Source organism: Brasilonema angustatum, from assembly GCF_059505445.1.
This window is the reverse complement of the sequence record NZ_JCACKO010000156.1, coordinates 83,856-105,058: the sequence shown is the minus strand read 5'-3', so window position 1 is coordinate 105,058 and position 21,203 is coordinate 83,856. Positions and strand designations below refer to the sequence as shown.

The 21,203-nt window shown below is 39.9% G+C and carries 16 protein-coding genes; 9 read left to right on the top strand and 7 right to left on the bottom strand.

Going from position 1 to position 21,203, the window contains the following annotated elements; translation table 11 throughout:
- Positions 1-52 precede the first annotated feature (52 nt).
- Positions 53-1,024, bottom strand: a complete 972-nt coding sequence (locus tag AC5JM2_RS35110; RefSeq protein WP_495840714.1) for an alpha/beta fold hydrolase — start codon at positions 1,022-1,024, stop codon at positions 53-55.
- A gap of 64 nt (positions 1,025-1,088) precedes the next feature.
- On the bottom strand, positions 1,089-1,616 hold the full coding sequence (locus AC5JM2_RS35105; protein ID WP_495840712.1) for a DUF4112 domain-containing protein: 528 nt from the start codon (positions 1,614-1,616) through the stop codon (positions 1,089-1,091).
- 158 nt (positions 1,617-1,774) lie between these two features.
- Here AC5JM2_RS35105 and AC5JM2_RS35100 point away from each other — a divergent pair, with 158 nt between their 5' ends.
- On the top strand, positions 1,775-2,227 hold the full coding sequence (locus tag AC5JM2_RS35100) for a hypothetical protein (RefSeq protein WP_495840710.1): 453 nt from the start codon (positions 1,775-1,777) through the stop codon (positions 2,225-2,227).
- 107 nt (positions 2,228-2,334) lie between these two features.
- On the opposite strand, the gene thrC is transcribed toward AC5JM2_RS35100, so the two are convergent.
- Complete coding sequence (gene thrC / locus AC5JM2_RS35095; RefSeq protein WP_495840709.1) at positions 2,335-3,426, bottom strand: threonine synthase; 1,092 nt, start codon at positions 3,424-3,426, stop codon at positions 2,335-2,337.
- 424 nt (positions 3,427-3,850) lie between these two features.
- Between thrC and AC5JM2_RS35090 the strand changes: the two genes are divergently transcribed.
- Together AC5JM2_RS35090 and AC5JM2_RS35085 are read left to right on the top strand one after the other, a co-directional pair.
- Entirely contained in the window at positions 3,851-4,033 is a 183-nt protein-coding gene (locus AC5JM2_RS35090) for a hypothetical protein (RefSeq protein ID WP_495840708.1), read from the top strand.
- Positions 4,034-5,707: 1,674 nt separating this feature from the next.
- Positions 5,708-7,543 (top strand): right-handed parallel beta-helix repeat-containing protein, encoded by a 1,836-nt coding sequence (locus AC5JM2_RS35085; protein WP_495840706.1) that lies wholly within the window; start codon positions 5,708-5,710, stop codon positions 7,541-7,543.
- Positions 7,544-7,554: 11 nt separating this feature from the next.
- Here the strand turns inward: AC5JM2_RS35085 and AC5JM2_RS35080 are convergent, their stop codons facing one another.
- On the bottom strand, positions 7,555-8,778 hold the full coding sequence (locus tag AC5JM2_RS35080; protein WP_495840705.1) for a glycosyltransferase family 4 protein: 1,224 nt from the start codon (positions 8,776-8,778) through the stop codon (positions 7,555-7,557).
- Between the two features lie 339 nt (positions 8,779-9,117).
- Here AC5JM2_RS35080 and AC5JM2_RS35075 point away from each other — a divergent pair, with 339 nt between their 5' ends.
- Together AC5JM2_RS35075 and AC5JM2_RS35070 are read left to right on the top strand one after the other, a co-directional pair.
- On the top strand, positions 9,118-10,143 hold the full coding sequence (locus AC5JM2_RS35075) for an Npun_R2821/Npun_R2822 family protein (protein WP_495840703.1): 1,026 nt from the start codon (positions 9,118-9,120) through the stop codon (positions 10,141-10,143).
- A 150-nt stretch (positions 10,144-10,293) separates the two neighbouring features.
- The gene (locus AC5JM2_RS35070; RefSeq protein ID WP_495840701.1) at positions 10,294-11,241 is read left to right on the top strand and encodes a glycosyltransferase family 2 protein; all 948 of its coding nucleotides are present in this window, start codon (positions 10,294-10,296) and stop codon (positions 11,239-11,241) included.
- Between the two features lie 20 nt (positions 11,242-11,261).
- Here AC5JM2_RS35070 and AC5JM2_RS35065 read toward each other — a convergent pair whose 3' ends face one another.
- Positions 11,262-12,041 (bottom strand): hypothetical protein, encoded by a 780-nt coding sequence (locus AC5JM2_RS35065; protein WP_495840699.1) that lies wholly within the window; start codon positions 12,039-12,041, stop codon positions 11,262-11,264.
- 386 nt (positions 12,042-12,427) lie between these two features.
- Between AC5JM2_RS35065 and AC5JM2_RS35060 the strand changes: the two genes are divergently transcribed.
- The 4 genes from AC5JM2_RS35060 to AC5JM2_RS35045 all read left to right on the top strand — a co-directional run bounded on the left by AC5JM2_RS35060 (position 12,428) and on the right by AC5JM2_RS35045 (position 19,804).
- The gene (locus AC5JM2_RS35060; protein ID WP_495840697.1) at positions 12,428-13,279 is read left to right on the top strand and encodes a transcription factor RcaD; all 852 of its coding nucleotides are present in this window, start codon (positions 12,428-12,430) and stop codon (positions 13,277-13,279) included.
- Positions 13,280-13,338: 59 nt separating this feature from the next.
- Positions 13,339-15,477 (top strand): ATP-binding protein, encoded by a 2,139-nt coding sequence (locus AC5JM2_RS35055; RefSeq protein ID WP_495840695.1) that lies wholly within the window; start codon positions 13,339-13,341, stop codon positions 15,475-15,477.
- Positions 15,478-15,496: 19 nt separating this feature from the next.
- Positions 15,497-18,091 (top strand): DNA translocase FtsK, encoded by a 2,595-nt coding sequence (locus AC5JM2_RS35050; RefSeq protein ID WP_495840693.1) that lies wholly within the window; start codon positions 15,497-15,499, stop codon positions 18,089-18,091.
- Positions 18,092-18,376: 285 nt separating this feature from the next.
- Positions 18,377-19,804: a sensor histidine kinase gene (locus AC5JM2_RS35045; protein WP_495840691.1), complete on the top strand. Its 1,428-nt coding sequence runs from the start codon at positions 18,377-18,379 to the stop codon at positions 19,802-19,804.
- A gap of 41 nt (positions 19,805-19,845) precedes the next feature.
- Here AC5JM2_RS35045 and AC5JM2_RS35040 read toward each other — a convergent pair whose 3' ends face one another.
- Together AC5JM2_RS35040 and AC5JM2_RS35035 are read right to left on the bottom strand one after the other, a co-directional pair.
- Positions 19,846-20,568: a molybdopterin-dependent oxidoreductase gene (locus tag AC5JM2_RS35040; RefSeq protein WP_495840689.1), complete on the bottom strand. Its 723-nt coding sequence runs from the start codon at positions 20,566-20,568 to the stop codon at positions 19,846-19,848.
- 9 nt (positions 20,569-20,577) lie between these two features.
- Positions 20,578-21,186: a cytochrome b/b6 domain-containing protein gene (locus tag AC5JM2_RS35035; protein ID WP_495840686.1), complete on the bottom strand. Its 609-nt coding sequence runs from the start codon at positions 21,184-21,186 to the stop codon at positions 20,578-20,580.
- Positions 21,187-21,203: the final 17 nt, after the last annotated feature.

Sequence of the window (21,203 nt, the reverse complement as noted above, 5' to 3'; positions counted from 1 at the left end):
ATCGCCTTTTACAAGTCCCCATTTTACTCTAACAAGGACTTTTGCAAGAGGTCTACTGTTCACTGTTCACTGTTAAGTGTTCACTGGTTTCATAAAAATTGGTTTCTTGCAAAAAATGAAGAATCGCTGCATTCACCGCTTGTGAAGCACCAGTAGACGCATCATGACAGCAGTTGGGTAAAATTTGTAATTTTGCATCCAGAAGGCGCTGACGCAATTTTTCTCCATCGCTAGCAGGAAACCAACTATCTAGTTCACCCCATAAAATCAGGGTAGGACATCTAATTGCACCGAGATTCTCCTGAACTTTACTGATGAGATTGGGTTTATTGGTTTGTAAGTGTTCGATTTCTCGGGCTGCAATTTGTAATTCTTCAGCCACCTTCGTAAGAGTTCCTGGAATTTCAGTGTAAGGATAAGTTATCCAGTGAACATCTTCCTGTGTCAATATTGATGGATCGTATAAAACTCCACGCCTTTCTATTGCCATAATTTCTCTGACGAGTGGTGCAAATAAATGCGCTAGACGAAAAGAGTCGATCGCTTGCACCATTTCTAAAGGTATTTGAGAAAGTAACGACATTCCCCAATGAGGTAAACGTTGGGGAAAAATAGGTACATTCAGGACTACAAGCCGTGCAATTAACTGGGGATTTGTTTGAGCAAGCCCAAGAGCAATTAATGCACCTAAAGATTCTGCCACAAGAACAACGGGTTCATCGCATAAGGAAAGAATTATTCTTTCAAACTCAATAATTTGATGACCACTTTGTTCCCGACGAGACACAGGTTTTTCGGAAAACCCGTAACCTTTAGCATCAAAACAAATGACTCGAAAATGCTCAGAGAGTGGCTGAACACTATGACGCCAATTGTAGCTCCAACTGCCAACACCATGTAACAGGAATAAAGGTTTACCTGTTCCTTTTTCACCGTAAGCTATTTTGACAGGATACCCATTCGCATCGGTAATTATAAGATTTTGCCGACCTTTCGGGAAAGTCTCTTGCCACCAGTCTTTCATTTTTTTTGTCGTAACTTATCTAACCAGTTATCAGTTATCTGTTCACTGTTCACTGTTCACTGTTTTAACCGCCACTTAACAATCCCTGTAGCATTACAAGCAGTGATCCAAGCAGTCTAATGAACATTACGGTAAATGCGACTAATACAATAGCAACTATGAATAATACAATAAAAACCCCAAATACAAACCACTTGTCTGCACTCTTCCTGTGGCTAGGAGACCTCAGATGATCTTCCAGTAGCTTAACATTACGCTCGTTCGCTTTCCAGGCGAAATCAAACAAGTCTCCTGCTATGGGTATTGCACCTACTAAGCCATCAAGAATGATATTGATCATCATTCTACTTAAAGTAGCGGCAGGTGCTCCTAGTCGTGCAGCTTCAAGGACAATGTACGCTGAAAGCATGACTCCTAAAAAATCACCACCAACAGGTATTAATCCTATGATTGGATCTAGACCAACACTAACTTGCGTTCCTGGAAGAGTAATAGCTCTATCGAGTAAGCGACTTAACTGACGCAACCTTCTTAAAGTCGGTACACTGACATCCGGTTCAATTATGGGGTAGGAAGGGGGAATTTCAGACATTGGGGCGTTTACATTTGAGTTTTCAAACCGTTAAATATTTTAACTCTCTAACTGGGAATGGTAATACTTGATCCTTAGTTTTGTAAAACTTCGTTAAAGTAGTACAGTACTTGTGTAAAAAAAAATACTATCTCAAACAGTAAAAAACAAAAGCATTTATGACAGAAGAATTAACTTCACAGTGGTTGGCAGAAATTAAAGCCCTCAAACAGCAGATTGCGGAACTTCAAGCCGAACAGGACGCGGGGTGGCAAAGTGGCGAAAAATGGCGCAAACTTTACAACATCGAAGCAGAACAACGCCGTACAGATGCTCAAATGGGGCAGCAGACGATTGCGTCTTTAAAAGCAGAAATACAGCAAATTAAAGGTATTGAGGACGCACGACTTGATGATCCCACTGCTGCAACAGTCATTGAACAACAAGTCGAACAACTAAAATCTGTGGAGGAATTGCAAGCAAAATTGATTTTGGTTACCAAAGAACGCGATCGCCTGCTACAAGCTTTGAAAACAGAACAAGACAACCACACCCAAACGCGCAAAAGTTTAACCACAGCTCTTGCTGATGCTATAAATGGTTTGACAAAAAAGAGGGAATTAACGGAGTGAGGGAGTGTGGGAATGTAGGAGTGAGAAAGTATGGGAGTGAGCTAAAAGAGTTATTGAGCATTAACTTTCTTTCCCTCCTTCCCTTCTTCCCTCTTTCTCGTTGTCTTCTAAAATCCCATTGCGTCTGCGACTGCCAACAGTTCTGGCTCAATGCCTTGTTTAAATTGGCTCTGGCTGTGTTTGATTGCTGTATCTGGATCTTTAAGACCATTTCCGGTGAGGACGCAAACGACTGTCGCACCTGTGGGAACTTGGTCTTTCACCTGTAACAAACCGGCGACGGAAGCGGCGCTAGCAGGTTCGCAGAAAATCCCTTCTTCGCATGCCAAAAGGCGATAAGCTTCAATAATTTCCGCATCGGTGACGGCATGGAATTTGCCCGTGCTTGCTTGTTGGGCTGCAACTGCTTTTTCCCAGCTAGCGGGGTTGCCAATACGAATTGCTGTGGCTATGGTTTCTGGATGTGCGACTGGCTGTCCTGTTACAAGGGGAGCGGCACCTGCTGCTTGGAATCCCATCATCTTAGGTAGGCGATCGCACTTTTGGATTTGATGATATTGACAAAAACCCATCCAATATGCTGTGATATTTCCTGCATTTCCCACTGGGATGCACAGCCAGTCTGGAGCATTACCCAAAACATCAACAACTTCAAACGCCCCTGTTTTTTGACCTTCTAAACGGTAAGGATTGACAGAGTTTACCAAAGTGACTGGATAAGTTTCGGCCATTTCGCGCACAATTTCTAGCGCTTGGTCAAAATTACCTTTGATTGCCAGGACTTCTGCCCCATACAGCAACGCCTGTGCCAACTTGCCCAGCGCCACATAGCCATCAGGAATTAAGACAAAGGCACGCATACCTCCACGGCGAGCGTAAGCTGCTGCGGCTGCTGAGGTGTTGCCCGTGCTAGCACAGATAACCGCTTTTGCTCCAGCTTCCTTTGCCTTAGAAATTGCCAATGTCATCCCTCGGTCTTTAAAGCTACCAGTGGGGTTAAGACCATCGTATTTGACGAAGACACGCACTTGTCTACCAACAAGTTGTGCTATAGAGGGAACAGGTATTAAGGGTGTATTGCCCTCCTGTAGAGTGATAACTGGTGTTTTTTCGTTGACAGGCAAGTACTCGCGATATTGTTCTATAAGTCCAAGCCAGGGTTGGCGATGAGATTTAGCAGCAGACAGGCTCAAAGTCACGGTATTTAAAAGCTCTTAGCTCCAATTGAGAACACTATGTAGTATTTATTTTGCACCCCAGATGCTATGCAAGCGCAAGGGGTATCTAGCATCTATGATTGGTGAAATTGTTTTTTGGAACAAAACTGTCCCATGTGCAGTCTCCTAAAATACAATTCTAAAGGATGTTTGTGAAAGTCAAAATTGTCATATTGAAGTGCGGCGCAGTGCGAAGATAACTCCTAAAAAAGGAATTGCTGATTTTGCGTAACATGCTTCTACACGTTGCCGCTACGGAAACAGCACGATAAATGAACACTTTTCAAACATCCTGTCAGAGGTGTTAAATTTGTGCGAGAAAAATATACAATTATTTAATAATTATTAAAACTCGCCTATTATAATATCTCTAATGGTGTGAGTTGATTTATGGATAGATACGTCAATGTCTACATCTAGTGTGTCAGAAAAAGAAACCCAAAGTATCTTGGCAAGCAAACTAAACAAGTGTTACTACCAAGCTGAGCAGTTAACAAAATTTATGCATTTGCAGGCAGAAGTCGATTGCTTGCTAGAACAGTTGCAAAGTATGAAGACAGAAAAATCAATAACAAATAAGGAGGAATAGGTTAGTCTCACAGTAACGGTTGCTAGCCGCATATAGTCACAATATCATGACGAGCACGCAATTGAAAGCGGTGTTTGTTCTGCGATCAGATTTTTAGATCACAACTGTGGGCAGTCTCTACAGACGAAGTTAGGGAATGTCCTAGTGCGGCTCTAGCCAGATGCATGATTGCGTTTGTGCTACCGGGGCGATCGCCCAAAGGCCAGACGCCAAAGGCGTATCGCAGCTAATAGTTACTCTAAATCACTTTTAAAACCAGTATAAATCAGTTGACATTATTACACAACAAAAGCGTCCGAAGACTGATCAGCATAACATAGTGCTTCTGGTTTGAAGCAAATATACCAATCCGATTTGATTTGTGTAGGTGTAGCCTGCGCAAAGCGCATAAATCACGCATACTCAGATTCCCGACTTCTTTAAAAGAAGTCGGGAATTTTGTTGTTAGGGTAAGTCCAAAGTGCATGAATGGGGCGTTGCAAGAGGGTTATATAGCGGTTCCATTTGAATCACATACACTACCAGGACTAAGTGAAAATATGCAAATTCAGTATATTCACGTATTGCGTATAGCAAAAACATCGAATATAAATGTTGTTAGAGGAGTTGCATTTTATACTAATTAATTTTACAGCCATTTTTAGGTAAATAGACCACAGTCGTAGGGGCACAAGACATTGCACCCTTACAAAAGGTGCGGTTCATTTAGGTGAAAACTGCTGTAAAAAACAGCATTTAGAAATAGGGGGAGATGAAGCGCCCACCTACTATCTTTGAATGCAACGCGGGTATCAGTATTACTTGTCCAATTGAAAACAAGGCATTTGGGGATCAAGAGCGATCGCCCAGCTTTTTTGAGCTTTTCCACTACGGGAAAAGTACATATGTTTGTTTTCTCTGTGAGTGATATTTTACCAAATGAATAATCATTTGGTCAACCGCTTCATTTTTCGTAAACAAAACGGAATAACCTTTCCAGTTTTGCGGATTTTTATACTAATTAATTTTACAGCCATTTTTAGGTAAATAGACCACAGTCGTAGGGGCACAAGACATTGCACCCTTACAAAAGGTGCGGTTCATTTAGGTGAAAACTGCTGTAAAAAACAGCATTTAGAAATAGGGGGAGATGAAGCGCCCACCTACTATCTTTGAATGCAACGCGGGTATCAGTATTACTTGTCCAATTGAAAACAAGGCATTTGGGGATCAAGAGCGATCGCCCAGCTTTTTTGAGCTTTTCCACTACGGGAAAAGTACATATGTTTGTTTTCTCTGTGAGTGATATTTTACCAAATGAATAATCATTTGGTCAACCGCTTCATTTTTCGTAAACAAAACGGAATAACCTTTCCAGTTTTGCGGATTTTTATACTAATTAATTTTACAGCCATTTTTAGGTAAATAGACCACAGTCGTAGGGGCACAAGACATTGCACCCTTACAAAAGGTGCGGTTCATTTAGGTGAAAACTGCTGTAAAAAACAGCATTTAGAAATAGGGGGAGATGAAGCGCCCACCTACTATCTTTGAATGCAACGCGGGTATCAGTATTACTTGTCCAATTGAAAACAAGGCATTTGGGGATCAAGAGCGATCGCCCAGTTTTTTTGAGCTTTTCCACTACGGGAAAAGTACATATGTTTCTTTTCTCTGCGAGTCATATTTTACTACATGAATAATCATCTGGTCAACCGTTTCATTTTTCGTAAACAAAACGGAATAACCTTTCCAGTTTTGCGGATTTTTGGATCTTGTTTGTTGATATTCTTCTCAATAAGCAGCCAAACAAAGCCAGGATTGGCTAGTCCTACGGGTAAGTTATTTAGAAAGTTGTCGGATTCTGCGATCATTTCCCTCAACCCAAACGAGAACAACGTTGCAACACAGGTAAAAACGCTATATGTCAGTCCTGACGGCAACGGGAATGCCTGTACAAGCAAAGCACCCTGCTCCCTGACAAGCGTGCAGCAGTATCTGCGTTCCGTCAATACCTCGATGAAAAACGATATAACCGTTATTCTGAAAAATGGCACCTATTACCTGCCGGATACTTTTACCCTTAATGCACAAGACAGTGGTTTCAACGGGCATTCGATCATTTTTCAAGCTCAAACGTCTGGAAAAGTTCAACTTTCAGGCGGTAAGGTGATTACGGGATGGCAAACTCAGGACGGAAAGATTTTTCAGGCTGCGGTGGAGAACCAAGATTTTCGTCGGCTGTTCGTCAATGGCGTTCCAGCTATCCGCGCCCGACAACCAAATGCTGGCACTTATTTTCGTGTTGTTAATTGGGATATACCCAATAAAAGGGTGGAAATAAAGCCAAACGAGATCAATCGATGGAACAAACTCAGCGAAGCAGAAATGATAGTTTTCAGACACTGGACTATCAACAGATTTAAAATTGAAGATTTTTTTATAAACGGCAACATTGCTTCTGTCACGCTGCAGAATCCAGGCAGAGATCTGGCTTTTATGGTGAATACCCAATTCTTAGAGCCACAACTCTCGTATTATTTTGAGAATGCTTATGAATTTCTTGACAACAAGGGAGAATTTTATCTCGATAAGCAAGCACACATTTTATTTTACATACCCCGCCCAGGCGAAAACATGTCCCGAGCCACTGTTATTGCCCCACGTCTTGATCAGATTGTAAAAATTGCCGGAACTGCTGAAAAACCAGTACAGAATATTGTTTTTCAGGGTATCGTTTTTCAGGATGCGAACTGGACAGGACCTTCGCAAAAAGGATTTATCGGCGGGCAGGCTGGCACGGAAATTAGCACAACCAATGTATGGGGTGATACGACGATGATCGCAGGGGTAGAACTGTCTTACGCGGGAAACGTCAGCTTTCAAAAATGTAGCTTCCTTAATATGAGCGCTTCAGGCATCAATGCTTCTAGCAATGTTGAAAATCTCTCCATTACGGACAGCCATTTCGAGAACCTGGGGGGACAAGGCATCGTCATGGATACCCTCTTAAAGGCGGAACCTGCAACAGCGACGATCCGTAATGTTAGCATCAATAACAATACCCTTACCGCCCTTGGTCAAGACTATCAAAGTTCGGTAGGAATTTTCGCTGGTTTTGTGGAAAACATGACCGTTGAAAACAACAAACTGTGGAATCTTCCTTACACGGGCATCAGCATCGGCTGGGGATGGACGAAGGATATCTACAAGCTAAAAAGCAATACTATCAGGAACAACGAAATTTACAACGTCATGAACACCCTTGATGACGGTGCGGGTATTTATACTTTGTCTAATCAAGATAATACCTCGATTTCAGATAATAATATTCACGATCTTGTTCGTTCTCCCTGGGCTGCAGGCTATCCGATCACCGGTATTTATCTGGATCAGGCAAGTGGAGGGATTACAGTCATAAGAAACAAAATCGATAATGTTGTTATGCCAATCTACACACACAGCACTCAAAATAATAACGTTATCGAGGGTAATTCGCCTAACACCGTGACTGATAACCAGTCGTCATAAACCGTGTGATATCAACACCCAGTACTTGTTAGGACTTCTTCATAGCGTTTACCTGCGCTTTCCCAAGTAAATTCCGTTTCTACTAATTGTCTGGCGTTACGAGATAATTCTGTTCGCAATTGCGAATTTTCAAATAATTGACTGATAACAGTAACGTATTCTGTAGGCTGATTTGCTCGTAATGCTCTGGGTGGTATATTTGAACCATCTACACTTAGTCCTTCTAAACCACGCTCACTAGCTACGACTGGCACACCTGCAGCCATCGCCTCTAAAGTTTTATTTTTAATACCAAATCCCGTTCGCATTGGCACAACACAGACTGTTGCTTTGTGCAAATATTCTACCATTGAAGGAACACGCCCGGTAACAGTAATTCCGGGTTTTTCTTTGAGTGCTAAAACTTCTGGTGCAGGACGAGAACCAACAATATCAAAAGTGGTATCAGGGTAAAGCTTTTGAATTTCGCTTAAGACTTCGTTGCTAAAAAAGCAAACAGCATCAATGTTTGCTAAATTATCCATTGCACCAATGAAAATGATGCGATGTCCGTTTGGATCATGAGTGCGGTAGGGAAAAGAAACTAAATCTACGCCATTGGGAATAACTTGAATTTCGCTGTTCGGGTTAAATTCTTGCATCTGAATTCTATCTTCTTCTGTTGTCACCACAATTGCTGAGAATTTAGAGCAGTAGCGTTGTTCATAGCGACGCAAAAGTGGTAGATAAAGTTTGTCTCGAAATCTATTTTCTGAAATACCCGTTTTTAGCTGGTTGCGACAAGTACCATAGATTGAACTATGAACATTAACTATAGTTCTAAGATTTTTTTGAAAGTGGGGTTGCACATAAATTTCATTGACGCTATGTTCACAGGTAATAACATCACATTTTCCCGCCTCCACGAAGTTATCAATCCAAGTCTGCATCTCGCTTGAGTAACGGTTTAACACACTTGGCGGTGTTCCTTGTTGTATAAAAGAATAAAAGCGCTGGATTTTTTTTAGTAATCTTCCTGATTCACTCGTATCTTGAGGGCGATTAAAAACAATTAAGTTATCAACATAGTTCCGTAATTCTAGTACTTCTGTATCTGTGACATCAGGCTCTCGTTGAGTCACCAGGGTAATAGCATGATGTTGAGCGAGATACTTGAGTAAATGAAATGTCCTTACCTGGGTTCCGCCTCGTGTAGGAGGATAGGGAAACGTGGAAGATAGCATTAAGATGTTCATAAACCTAATTATAGGAAACAGGGAACAGGGAACAGGGAACAGGGGAAAAACAAAAAAAGTGATCTAGCTTTGTAAAAATCAAATAGGAGTTCTATAAAAGTCCTATACTAACAAAAGCGGTGATATAGCAGTCCTAAATCATTTATGAGAAACATTTGTGAAAAACAAGATACCCGACTTCTGGTGATAAGTCGGGTATCTTAGTTTAGGAATTTTCACAACTCATTTGGGATTACTATACATATAGGATGACTTGTCCTCACCATTTATATCATCATTTTCCGAGTTATAAATTTAATTTTTTGATAAACCACTTGAAGAAACAAAGGATATTTTCGGATGGAAAACTTTGGTATTTACACACTAGCCAATGATATTGTTTATAATCAATTAGTGGCATTACTAAACAGCATTGAAGTGAATGTTAGCCCAAATCTTCCGATTTGTATTATTCCCTATGATCACAGACTAGACCGAGTGAAGCTAGAGGTCAGTTCTCGACCTAATGTCACCTTGTTTGAGAACAAAAGCTCAATGCAGCGCTGGGAAGATTTTTATAATCAAGCTTGGAATGCCCATGCCCAAGCTAGCCACCTAAAGCAAGGTCACTCTAGAAAATGGTACAAACAAAGTAATTTATTCAGGAAAATGTGTGCATTTGATGGCAAGTTTAAACAATTTGTGTTTTATGATGCCGATAGTTTGGCAATGAGTTCTCTGGATAGGGTTTTAGAAAAATTAGACCACTACGACTTTGTGTTTGATGATTGGGAACATGGCAAGTCAACTCCTGTTGCAGCACTCAACTTTGCTCGGATTGAAAAGGCAATAAGCTTGCCAGAATCTCAGGTAAGACCACTATTACATTGCTCTAGTTTCTTCGGTTCAAAACAGGGAATTTTTGGCAAGGATGAGCTAGAGATGCTAAGAGAGCGTTTGGTGAAAAACCAGGAGTTTACCTGGATTAATGAGCAGTCTTGGTGGTGTGATGCAGACTTATTTAGTTATATGACATTACGATGCAAGCGCCCACTCTTTAACTTTACCCTCAGCCCCAATGGTCAAGACATAACTGGCAATTGTGCCGACGCCGACCCTTTTATCAATATTAATAATGTTCTCTACAATCAAGATGGATTAAAACCAATTCATCGCCTGCATTACATGAATTATTCTGCCATTGATTTTACTCGGTTGTGTCAAGGCGAAGACGTTGATATTCGTTACAAAAATGAATTTTTATACTATCGATTTCTGAAGGAACCAGAAAAAAGATCTAAGCAACTCAAGCCGCCTAGCATAGGAGTTAAAACCAAGCGATTCGTACAAAAGGTTAAGAGCAGAATTGAAAGAACAATTTCTTAAGTTTAACTTTTGTCAACCCTACTATAGGATTCCTATTTGATTTTTGCTCAGCAAGGAACAGTGTATGTTCCCTGTTCCCTATTAAGCGTTCCCTGTTCTCTACCTCAATTAGTAAGTTCATAAACAAAACCGGATTCCTATATTAAAAAAATGCCTAAAGTCAGTGTTTGTATTCCTACTTTTAATCGTGTTAATCTGCTACCTTTCGCAATTGAAAGTGTACTTCAGCAGACTTATCAAGACTTTGAATTAATTGTTTGCGATGACGGTTCTGCGGATAGTACTCCTAAACTTATGTCGCAGTACACAGATAGCCGCATCAAATATATGCGTCATCAGCAAAATATTGGTAAAAGCAATAATATGCGCTCTGGCTTTGATGCTGCAACGGGTGAATATTTTATCAAATTTGATGATGATGACAGGTTAACTTCAGATTTTATATCACGTACCACAGCAATTCTGGATCAAAACCCTACTATTGATTTTGTTGGAACTGACCACTGGGTGATTGATATTAACAATATCCGAGATCAGACGAAAACACAAGAAAATTCTCGGCGTTGGGGTAGAGCGAATTTATCAGAAGGTGTTGTTGATAATTTACAGGAAGTTGTCTTTGTTAATCAAAGCTTTCAAATTGGCGCAACCTTATTTCGTCGTTCAGCCTTGCAAGAATTAGGATTTATGCAGCCTAATTGGCAAAACTGTGAGGATAATGATTTATTTGTACGGCTGGCTTTGGCAGGAAAGAAAGGTTATTATCTCCCAGAACTTTTGATGGAATATCGCTTCCACGCACAACAGCAAGGTATTGATAGAGCAATTCCTTATCTCACAGATAAGTTACGGTATTTGGAAAGTTATCAATTTGAATCGGAAAAGCTAGAGAAAATTAGGCAACAGCGTCTTGCAGAGACACAGTTATTGTTAGGTTTACGGTTGATTTCAAAAGGTGAAACGCAAAAAGGAAGAAAGTTGGTTTTAGCTGGGAAGTCTTTTTCTCCAGCTAAGGCGTGGACTGGTTTGGGGTTGTTGGTGTTACCTGTGGGGTTGCGTTCTTTGGTGTTTGATTTGGTGAGAAGGGTGAAGGGGTAGGGGAGATGCAATTATTACATTTACTGACTTTGTGGAAGTGTTGGAACAGTTTGGTTAGTTAATTTTGGTAGAAATTGACTGATAAGAAAAAGTGTAGCTAGAGTTAATGCAATTGACAAAGCTGCAATCACAATAGGATTATTTTTTCGCGTGCTTAGTTTACCTTGTGTATATGCTGTATTAGCTATATCTATTTCACGCCTAGATTGTTCCAAAATTGATTGGAGAGCATTAATCTCCTCATCTTCTAGTTCTCTGAATTGCTCTTGCCTAAAAACGTTCTCTAAAATTTTTACTTTCTCTTCTGGAGATGCTTGAGCAAGTTCTTTCTTGATAAATTCAGAAGGATTAGTTTTCCTTACTGGCTCTGATGATGGACTTTGAGGCGTTGAAGATTGTTGAAGTTTACTATTTTGTTTAAAATATTTTTCATGAAATTTCTGTAGGTTCTCGTGCTTGATAGGTTGTGATGATGAAGTTTTAGAAGTTGGTGGTTGAATTGGACTATCTTGTTTAATCTCTTGTTTAGTAAAGCTATACAAGTTATTTTGCCTTGCAGGTTGTGATGACTTGGTATGAGAAGTTGACGCTTGAGTTGGCGGACGTTGAGTATTGCTTATTTGATTTGTCTTCAATAACCATCTATAGTCACTGTCTTGAACCACCAAATGCTTTAATGAAGAGTATAGGTAGTGGTTTATCTCTCTTCTTTCAACTCCAAGCTTATTAGCAATTTGTATTGCTCTTAGAGGAGTACCATGCTTTAAAACATCAATAATTTTTGATTCTAAATTATCCATATTAGCCCCCGATTTGCATCTTTTATCATGATGCTGAGATAGATCTTCAGTTGCAGAAATTTGATTTCCGGATATTTTTAACAGGTATGGAGTAATACCTCACGCAAAAACAAGCCAGTACTACAGGAGGGTTTCCCAGCCTATATATCTGACTTCACAAAGGCATGAACAGAGTTTATTATTACGTTGTAGTATACTGTATTATAAACTCTCGCTTTAAATGTGCCCAGCATAGTAGCGTGTTCGCAGGACATAACTTAACACATCTGTATTGATGTTTTAATAACACTCATCCTGCCTAAATACCCCAAATAGGATAAAAAAGGGTGTCAATTATTGCCACTTGAGCTAGAGTGGTGCTGAATTAAATACAGGCAAGAATCCGCATGGATACAAATGAATTAAAGTTCCTACTCAAGTTATTAGGATGCGCTAATTATAAATCAAGCTTTAGTGCTAGTATTTTCGATAGTTTTAAAGGTAAAGACAAAATTTGCCAAAATTTAGGCGATCGCGAGCTACTAGACTATTCCCGCGAGATTGCCACAGTCAAGATTTTACCACCTGGTAACGCTCTACTGAAACTTGAACCAGCTCAGTTGCCCATCACAGACAAAGAACTCAAGGTACTGGAAAAGATAAGTAAAGCTGCGGCTAAAGTCTCCCCAAGTCAAATCAAAATTTCGTCGTTGAAAGCGCCTGAGAAAGAAGAGATATTGAAAACCCTGAGTGAACGGGGATTGATTGACGCTGAAATCAAACGCCAAAGAGTTAAAGCTGAGGTTTGGCTGACTGAACGAGGACTGGAGTATTTACGCGAAGATTACACTCCAAAGGGTGCTGCAACCATTAACTTGGATTTGCTGAATAACTACGTGCGGTTTCTGCGAAAATCTTTGCACGATAAGCCTGAACAGGTATCTACTTCAGCACATCAGAGTGAAGAATCTTCTCCAGAAACGATTGTCAATATTAGTGACGAAGATATTTTACAAACCATCCGGAGATTGGATCGGGAACTGGGAACTGACAATTATTTGCCAATCTTTCATGTGCGAGAAAAGTTACAACCTCCAATGTCAAGGGAAGAATTAGATAAGGCACTTTATCGTCTGCAAGCGAGTGACAAAATTGAGTTAAGTACCTTGCAAGAAGCTAGTGCCTATACTCCAGAACAAATTGATGCAGGAATTATTCAAAATATTGGTGGGCCACTGTTCTTTATCAGCGTCAACTAGCAATAGATCAGTCTTTTTCACACTAAAACTCAGTTCGCTATTCTCACCTCAATACAACTATGCCATCCATAAACGACATCATTAAACGCGAGGTAAATCCTTTTGATCTGACAAATTTGAAACCCGGTAACTTTTGGGGAGAACAACAAGACTCAATGTTAATGGTTGAGTCAATTCATCAAGAAACAATAGCTGAACTTGAAGAGCTATTAAACTTAGTTTGCACAGACAATCGTAGTCGTAGTGTCTTACTTTTAGGTGACTCCGGTTCTGGCAAAAGTTATTTATTAAGTCGGCTCAAACGCACCTTTAACCCTAAAGCTTTTTTTGCCTACATCGATTCTTGGGCTGATAGCGACTATATTTGGCGTCATGTCCTGCGCAATACAGTTGATAGTTTAATCCAAGTGCCAGAAGGCGAGCAAGAATCTCAGTTGATGTTATGGCTAAAAAGCTTATCTGCCTTTACCAAACGCAATCTTCAGCAGAGATTTTTTAATGATAGTATCTGGCTATTATTACAAAGCGATCGCCAAAAATTCATCAAGCATCTTAAGCAAACCTATAAACAAGCTGGTATTTATAATCCTGACATCTTTTTTGGTGTGCTGCATGACCTGACAAATCCAGAACTATATCCCTTAGCCTGTGAGTGGTTAAAAGGAGATGACTTAAGTGAAGAGTCTATGCAAGAGTTAAAAGTCAAACACTGTATTGATTCAGAAGATGCAGCGAAAAATATTTTAGCAAACTTTGGCAGGATTGCTACTGACACTCAGCCTATTGTTCTATGTTTTGATAATTTAGACAACATTCCTCGCTTACCAGACGGCTCTCAGGATTTTCAGGTTTTATTTAATGTTAATACAACTATTCATAATAGCTATCTCAAAAATTTCCTTGTCATTATAAGTGTCATTACTGATACCTGGAAAAGAAATAATGCTCGTATTCAGCGTGCTGACAGAGCTAGGATTGAACGATTAGTTCAGTTAAAACTTATTACACTAGATCAAGCAGAAGCTCTCTGGGCTTATAGGTTGAAGGTATTACACCACGAAGCAAACCCTCAGCCCACTTCTCCTATTTTCCCTTTGAAGAAGCAATTTTTAGAAGAGAGTTTTCCTGGTGGTAAGACTCGGCCTAGAAATGCACTCAATTTAGGTAAACAGGAGTATATAAAGTATAAAATGTCAATATTAAGTACTCAAGCTACTGATACTACTAAACCTTTGGTAATTCTTACATCACAACAGACAGGCAATAATAAAAAAGTTATTGCCCGTGTCACTCAAAAACCTAATACTCCTGAAACCCCGATAATTATAGATCAGCCGAACGAGAGTGATAAAAGTGAAGCGGAATTAAAGTTGCTGTGGCAAAAGGAATATAAAAAAGTTCAGGAAAAAATTACCAAAATTACTTTGTTAGCTGCTCCCGAACTTATTGGGATGTTGCAAGAAGCCCTAGCTGTCTTAGAAGTACAGGGAATTAAGACCAAACTCATAAGTGGAAAGTACGCCAGTTATTCCCTAAGTTATCAACAACCTGGTAAGCGTGAACGAGTAGGAATAGTCTGGACAGAAGATTCACACATGACAAGTTTTTTCAATGTGATAAGTGCTTGTCAGAAAGCGATTCAGCAAAATCTCTGCCAAACTATGTACTTAATTCGGGCTGGAGGATTAGGGAAACCAAACCTTGCTGGAAATCAGATCTACCAACAGATTTTCACCTATACTAATCATCGTCATATCAAGCCAAATTTAACTTCTGTTCACTATTTAGCGACGTATCACAGCTTAGTGAATTCTGCACTTGCTCAGGAATTAGTGATTGCAGGTAAAACCATTACTTTACAGGAACTAAAAACCTTAATCCGTGAGTCTCAACTTTTAGAAAAATGTACTTTGTTACAGGATTTAGAAATCGTTTCTAAACAAGAGTCTGATGAAGACGATAGAAATGGGAAAAAAGATTTCAGATCTGTCAAAGATTTCTTGTTGAGTCTAATTAAAACTCAAGGTTATATGGGAGTTTTAACTTTAATTACACAGTGTGTTAATCAGTTTCCTTTTGTTAAAGAAACTGATGTTCAACTTTTGATTGAACTCTTGTGTCAAGAACAAAAGGTGAAAATTATTAATCCAAAAGCTAAGCTACAAGACCAATTAATTTGTTTCATAGCTAAAATATGATTTTTTTTAATTTTAGCCAATGCAATATCTCACACAACCAACTGAAATCCGAACGCAAATAGCCAAATTTGCCTCAGCTAAAACACTATGGCTAGATACAGAAATCGCTGACTGGGATACTTACTATCCCAAACTGTCGCTCATTCAGGTACTTGCTGAACCTACAAACTTAACAAGTGATTCTGCTTTTATCCTGGATGTATTGAACAAACCTGATTTAGCAGCATATTTCATTAATCAAATTATAGCTAATCCTCAAATAGAAAAGGTCTTTCATAACGCCACCTTTGATTTAAAATATCTCGGAGGTAAGCAAGCACCAAATGTTACCTGTACGCTGAAGTTAGCCCGAAAAATTACCCGCGAAGTTTTGCAAGTCTCTAATCTACAACTGAAAACCTTAGCAACAGAACTTTGTCAATTCTCTGATGTAGATAAAGAAGAACAGGGAAGCGACTGGGGAAAAAGACCTCTGAGACAAAAACAACTACACTATGCTGCGATGGATACAGTCTATCTGGCTGCTGTCCATCGTCGTTTATTGGAAATTTCTAACCCCAGTCTTGTCAATGATATTTTTAACATGGCAGCTAAGAGTTCAAAACAAACAACCAAATCGGAAAAATTATCTTTAAGCGCTACCAAAGTACGAGTAGCTTTTGAATGTCCACGCTTATTTTATCTCAATCAGCGCTTTGGAGGCAATACATTATTTTTACCACCAGAAAATCCTGTTGGGATTGGTAATACTTTTCATCAATTAGCTAATGATTTCGTGCAGTTGCTTGCTGAAGAGCCTACATTTGTAGACTTTTTTAAGTCAACAACACCACAATCACATATAGAGGAAATAGCCTCTCGTCTACAAGAAAAATTTTATGAAATAAAGTTTTATTCTTACCTACAAGAAACTATAAAAAAAGACCCGAGCCAAGCACAAGCATTATTCAAAGTTTGGCAGGGATTACAAGGACTTATCAAACGCTTTGCCGAATTACTAATACTCAATCGCCGCTATTGCAGTGCAGAAACAGTTGTTCGTAACACTTTTATTTCGGAAGAACGCAAGCTTGAGTACCACTTTAATTTACCCGATAACACGCAGCAACGGGTTGCAGGGGAATTTGATTGCTTAGTCTACAACTTTGAAAAAAAGCGCCTTTGTATGGTGGAATTTAAAACCTATCAACCAGCCGATCCATCAGCACAATTAGCTCAAGTTGCGCTTTATAGTTACATGTTGTGGCAAAAGAAAAAAGTAGCTGTTGACTCAGCAGTTTACTGTGTTTTGCCAGAATTTAAAGAGTATCAGTATTCCTGGGAACAACTGGAAAATACAGTACATCAGTTGATTCCTTATAAATTACAGCAAATGCGTCAATGGTTGACTTGGGAACCACCATTACCTAATCCTCCACCCTTAACAACCCAACCTCACCTGTGCAAAATTTGTCCACAGCAGCAAAAGTGTCAAAGTTACTTTGTGGAGCAATCTCAAGGTGAGGAATCATCCAATGAAGAGAATCAACAAGAAAATGTTGAACAAAATGGGCAGACAGGAAACAATCATAAGCAACCATTTAATCCTGATGAGATGGGAGAAAATTTGGTTAAAACTCTGCAATCTTTTGGTATTAATGTAGATTACCACGGGGCGGCTGTTGGTCCAGCTTTTGTTCGGGTGAAACTTAAACCTCAACTTGGTGTTAAGGTGAGCTCCTTGCTGAGATTGTCAGCTGATTTGCAAGTTCAATTGGGGTTAGAAAATCCGCCTCTGATTTCCCCTCAAGCTGGATATGTCAGTATTGATTTACCTCGTCCCGACAGACAAGTTGCGAAGTTTGAGAGTTATATAAAATCCCAAGTTTTGCCAGCAACAGCACCTGTGAAAATTGCTATTGGAGTAAATTTAGAGGGACAACTCATAGAAGCTGATTTGTCTGATCCAAATACGTGTCACTTTTTGGTAGGGGGGACAACTGGAAGTGGGAAGAGTGAGTATTTGCGATCGCTCCTCCTCAGTCTCATCTTGCGTCATTCCCCTGCACATTTACAAATTGCTCTGGTTGATCCTAAACGAGTGACATTTCCTGAGTTTGAGCGGATGCAGTGGTTGTATTCACCTGTTGTGAAAGAGAGCGATCGCGCTATCGAACTCATGCAAGAACTAGTCACAGAAATGGAATCGCGCTATCAACGGTTTGAAAAAGCGAAATGTGCTGATTTAAGTACTTATAATCAACGTTCTTCTCAGCCTTTGCCTAGAATTGTCTGCATCTTTGATGAATACGCTGACTTCATGGCAGAAAAAGAATCCCGCACAGCACTAGAACAAAGTATAAAACGACTTGGTGCAATGGCAAGAGCCGCTGGAATTCATCTGATTATCGCCACTCAACGCCCAGAAGCCGGTATTGTCACCCCAATTATCCGCTCAAATTTACCAGGAAGGGTTGCGCTGAGAACTGCTAGTGAAGCTGATTCAGCTATTATCTTGGGAGGTAAACAAACAACCGCTGCTCGGTTATTAGGAAAAGGCGATTTGCTTTATCAAATGGGCGCTCAACTGTACCGCTTACAAAGTTTATTAGCAGTTGATATTCAGCTACCGTAAATTTACTTCAACTGCTTTTGTCGAGATAGAAAAAGTCAGAGTATATGTTTCATGAGAGTTTGAGCGTATGTTAGCGTGTTGCTGAAAAATGGATAAAGTCGAGCTTATAAAAATATTTAGCAATCTTTCTGGAATAGTTACCCTTTTTACTATAAGTTATGAACAGAGACCAATAAAAATTAACTATAATTAAAGATGTCGTAGCTGATAGTAATTTCATATTGAATTTGACAATGTGGCTTGATTAAAAAAGTCTTCTCCAGCATCTAAAACGCAACCATAACAGTGAACAAAATCAGAAAATTTTGGAGAAATATAGATCCATCTTCGTTACAGTTACGCCTAACAATTGGTATTGCTGCATTTTCCGCTTTGGTATTAGGTAGCCTCGCTACATGGACTAGTTGGAAAATGCAGCAAATTTTAATTGATAGTCATAAGCATAACATACAACAAATCGCCGAGCGCTTACCGCGAGATGTGCAACTTTATAGTCAAATGATGCAACCGGAAACAGGGTTGGAAAAGGCTGTTAATAACTTGGCGAATACCAACACATTATTATGGCTAAAAAACCCTAATAATCAAATATTAGTCAAATCAGCAACCTTGGATTTGTTATCTAACTCTACGGTAGCTGAGTTAATGTCTCTGACTAAAATGCAGATTAAACCACAAGTTTACAAAGTCAACCAAAGCTACTTTGTTTTGAGTGGTAGTTCTGTACAAGTGCAGGGTAAGTTGCTGGGTGAGGTATTTGTAGTGCAGGATATTACCCGCGAACAAACAATGTTTGTGGTAATGGTGCAGAGTTTAGCGATTACTAGTATTTTGGCAATTATTGTTTTAACAGTTGCGATCGCATTTTATATCAAGCGTTCTTTGCAACCTCTACGCCAGCTAAGTCAGATGACTTCTGTCATTTCCACTGAAGATTTAGGACAAGCACAACTGTATCTGGATAATGCACCCAGCGAAGTCAAAGAATTAGCTCAAACCTTAGCCATGTTGTTATCACGCCTCTCCCAATCTTGGCAGCAAGAACGAGAATTTGTGAGTAACGTTTCTCACGAGCTACGTACACCTTTGACAATTGTACATGGTTACTTGCAAAGCGTTTTGCGACGGCAAAATAACTTAACCCCAACCCAACAGGAAGCTTTAGAAACCGCAGCATCGGAAGCTGAACGCACCATCCATCTGCTACAAGATTTACTTGATTTAGCACGGGCAGATAGCGGTCATTTATACTTGAAAATCCAACCTTACGTGCTGAATGACTTGGTTGAAGAAGTTGTGGTCATGGCAAAGAAATACAGCGATCGCGTAATTACAATCGAGTCAACAATTTACCCAATACAGGTGAAAGCAGACTACAGTCGCCTCAAACAAGTATTACTGAATTTGATTGATAATGCTGTTAAGTATTCTGAAGTTGGTACACCGATAATTTTCAAGTTAAATCAACTTCAGGACAAGGCAATTATTCAAGTGTGTGATCAGGGTTATGGCATTCCTTTGCAACACCAAGCACGTATTTTTGAGCGATTTTACCGCGTAGACGAATCCCGCAGTCATGCGAGTGGGGGTTGTGGTTTAGGTTTATCGATTGTTAAGACACTTATAGAGAGTATGGGTGGTAGTGTAAATGTGCAATCGAAGTTAGGGGAAGGGAGTACGTTTACAATCAGTTTACCGGTTACGATTTCATAGGTGATTCCAATATTATCGAAGTTTAGATCCGCAAAAATAAACTACAACCCTGCAAACCACTCATAACCCTGATCCTCCCAGTAGCCTTTAGTAGGCAACAAATTGCTGACTAGCATAATTTGGGTCACCCACTTGCTTTGTTTATAGCCCAGTTTGATTGGAGAAGCTAAGCGTATGGGCGCACCATTCTCAGGTAACAATGGTTGTCCATTCTTTTGATAAGCCATAAGAGTTTGGGGATGCATAGCAGAAGCAATGTCCCAGCTTTCGTAGTACCCATCAGCAGATTTGAAGTAAACAAATCGAACATTTGCTTTCGGTTGAACCAAAAATAATAAGTCTCGTAGTCGCAAGCCCCCCCATTGCACGATCGCTGACCAACCCTCAACACAAATGTGGCGAATTGTCATTGAAGTTAGCGGCAGTTTTTGAATATCCTTCATGCTTAACTGCATCGGATTATTAACCTCACCATTAATGGTTAGACTAAATTTTTCTGGGTCAATCTGGGGAGTAAAATCAAACGTATTGACCAGCAGGGCATTAGGCTCAATTGCACTGGCAGGAAATTCAGGAACAGGTTTTTGCGGATTCAGTATTAAGGTTTCTAGACTCTGGTTGAGAGGCTCAAAGGTTTTATCCACAATGTTGTCAAAAAAACTGGATGCACAACCGGACAGAAGTAAACCAGCACCAGAAAGTCCAGATAATTGAAGTAGTTGACGGCGGTTGAAAAGTCTATTTTGACGTTGAATTGGACTCATAAAAAACCTCTACAAAAATATGGAGTTGATTAAGCGAAAACCTCCTACTTTTAGTCCTAAGAAGGAGTGTAAAATCACAAATATAGCTACCAGCGGAATGGTGGCAAAATGAACCACTCGCAAAACTTGCCAGCTACCAAATAGGTCAACTATCCAGTGGAACTGAGCAGGTTTATACATCCCGATACCGCTGAATATAGCAAACAAAAGAATCGGAATGATCACAGTGTAGATTAATCGATGCCAGACATAAATTTTGCGTTTTGGATTTTGACTGACTTGCAGTGCTTTGAGCTCATTAGCACCAAAAAACCGACGCTTCCAACGTTGAGTAATAAAAATATATAGCCCATACCAAAGTAAATTCAGTGCAAACAGCCACATAGCAGCAAAATGCCAGTGTCTACCGCCTCCTAGCCACCCTCCCAGCAAAAACAGCGACGGAAAGTGCCAACCGTCACGCCCACCAAAAACTGGATTAGCATTGTATATTTGTAGCCCACTGGTAATCATTAACAGTAAGCTAATGATGTTGAGCCAGTGAAATATCTTGGCTAACAGAGCTTGATTTGGTTGCTTTCGACTTTGTGACTTTTTAGTAGGAGTAGACCTGTTCATAACAATTCCATTTCTAT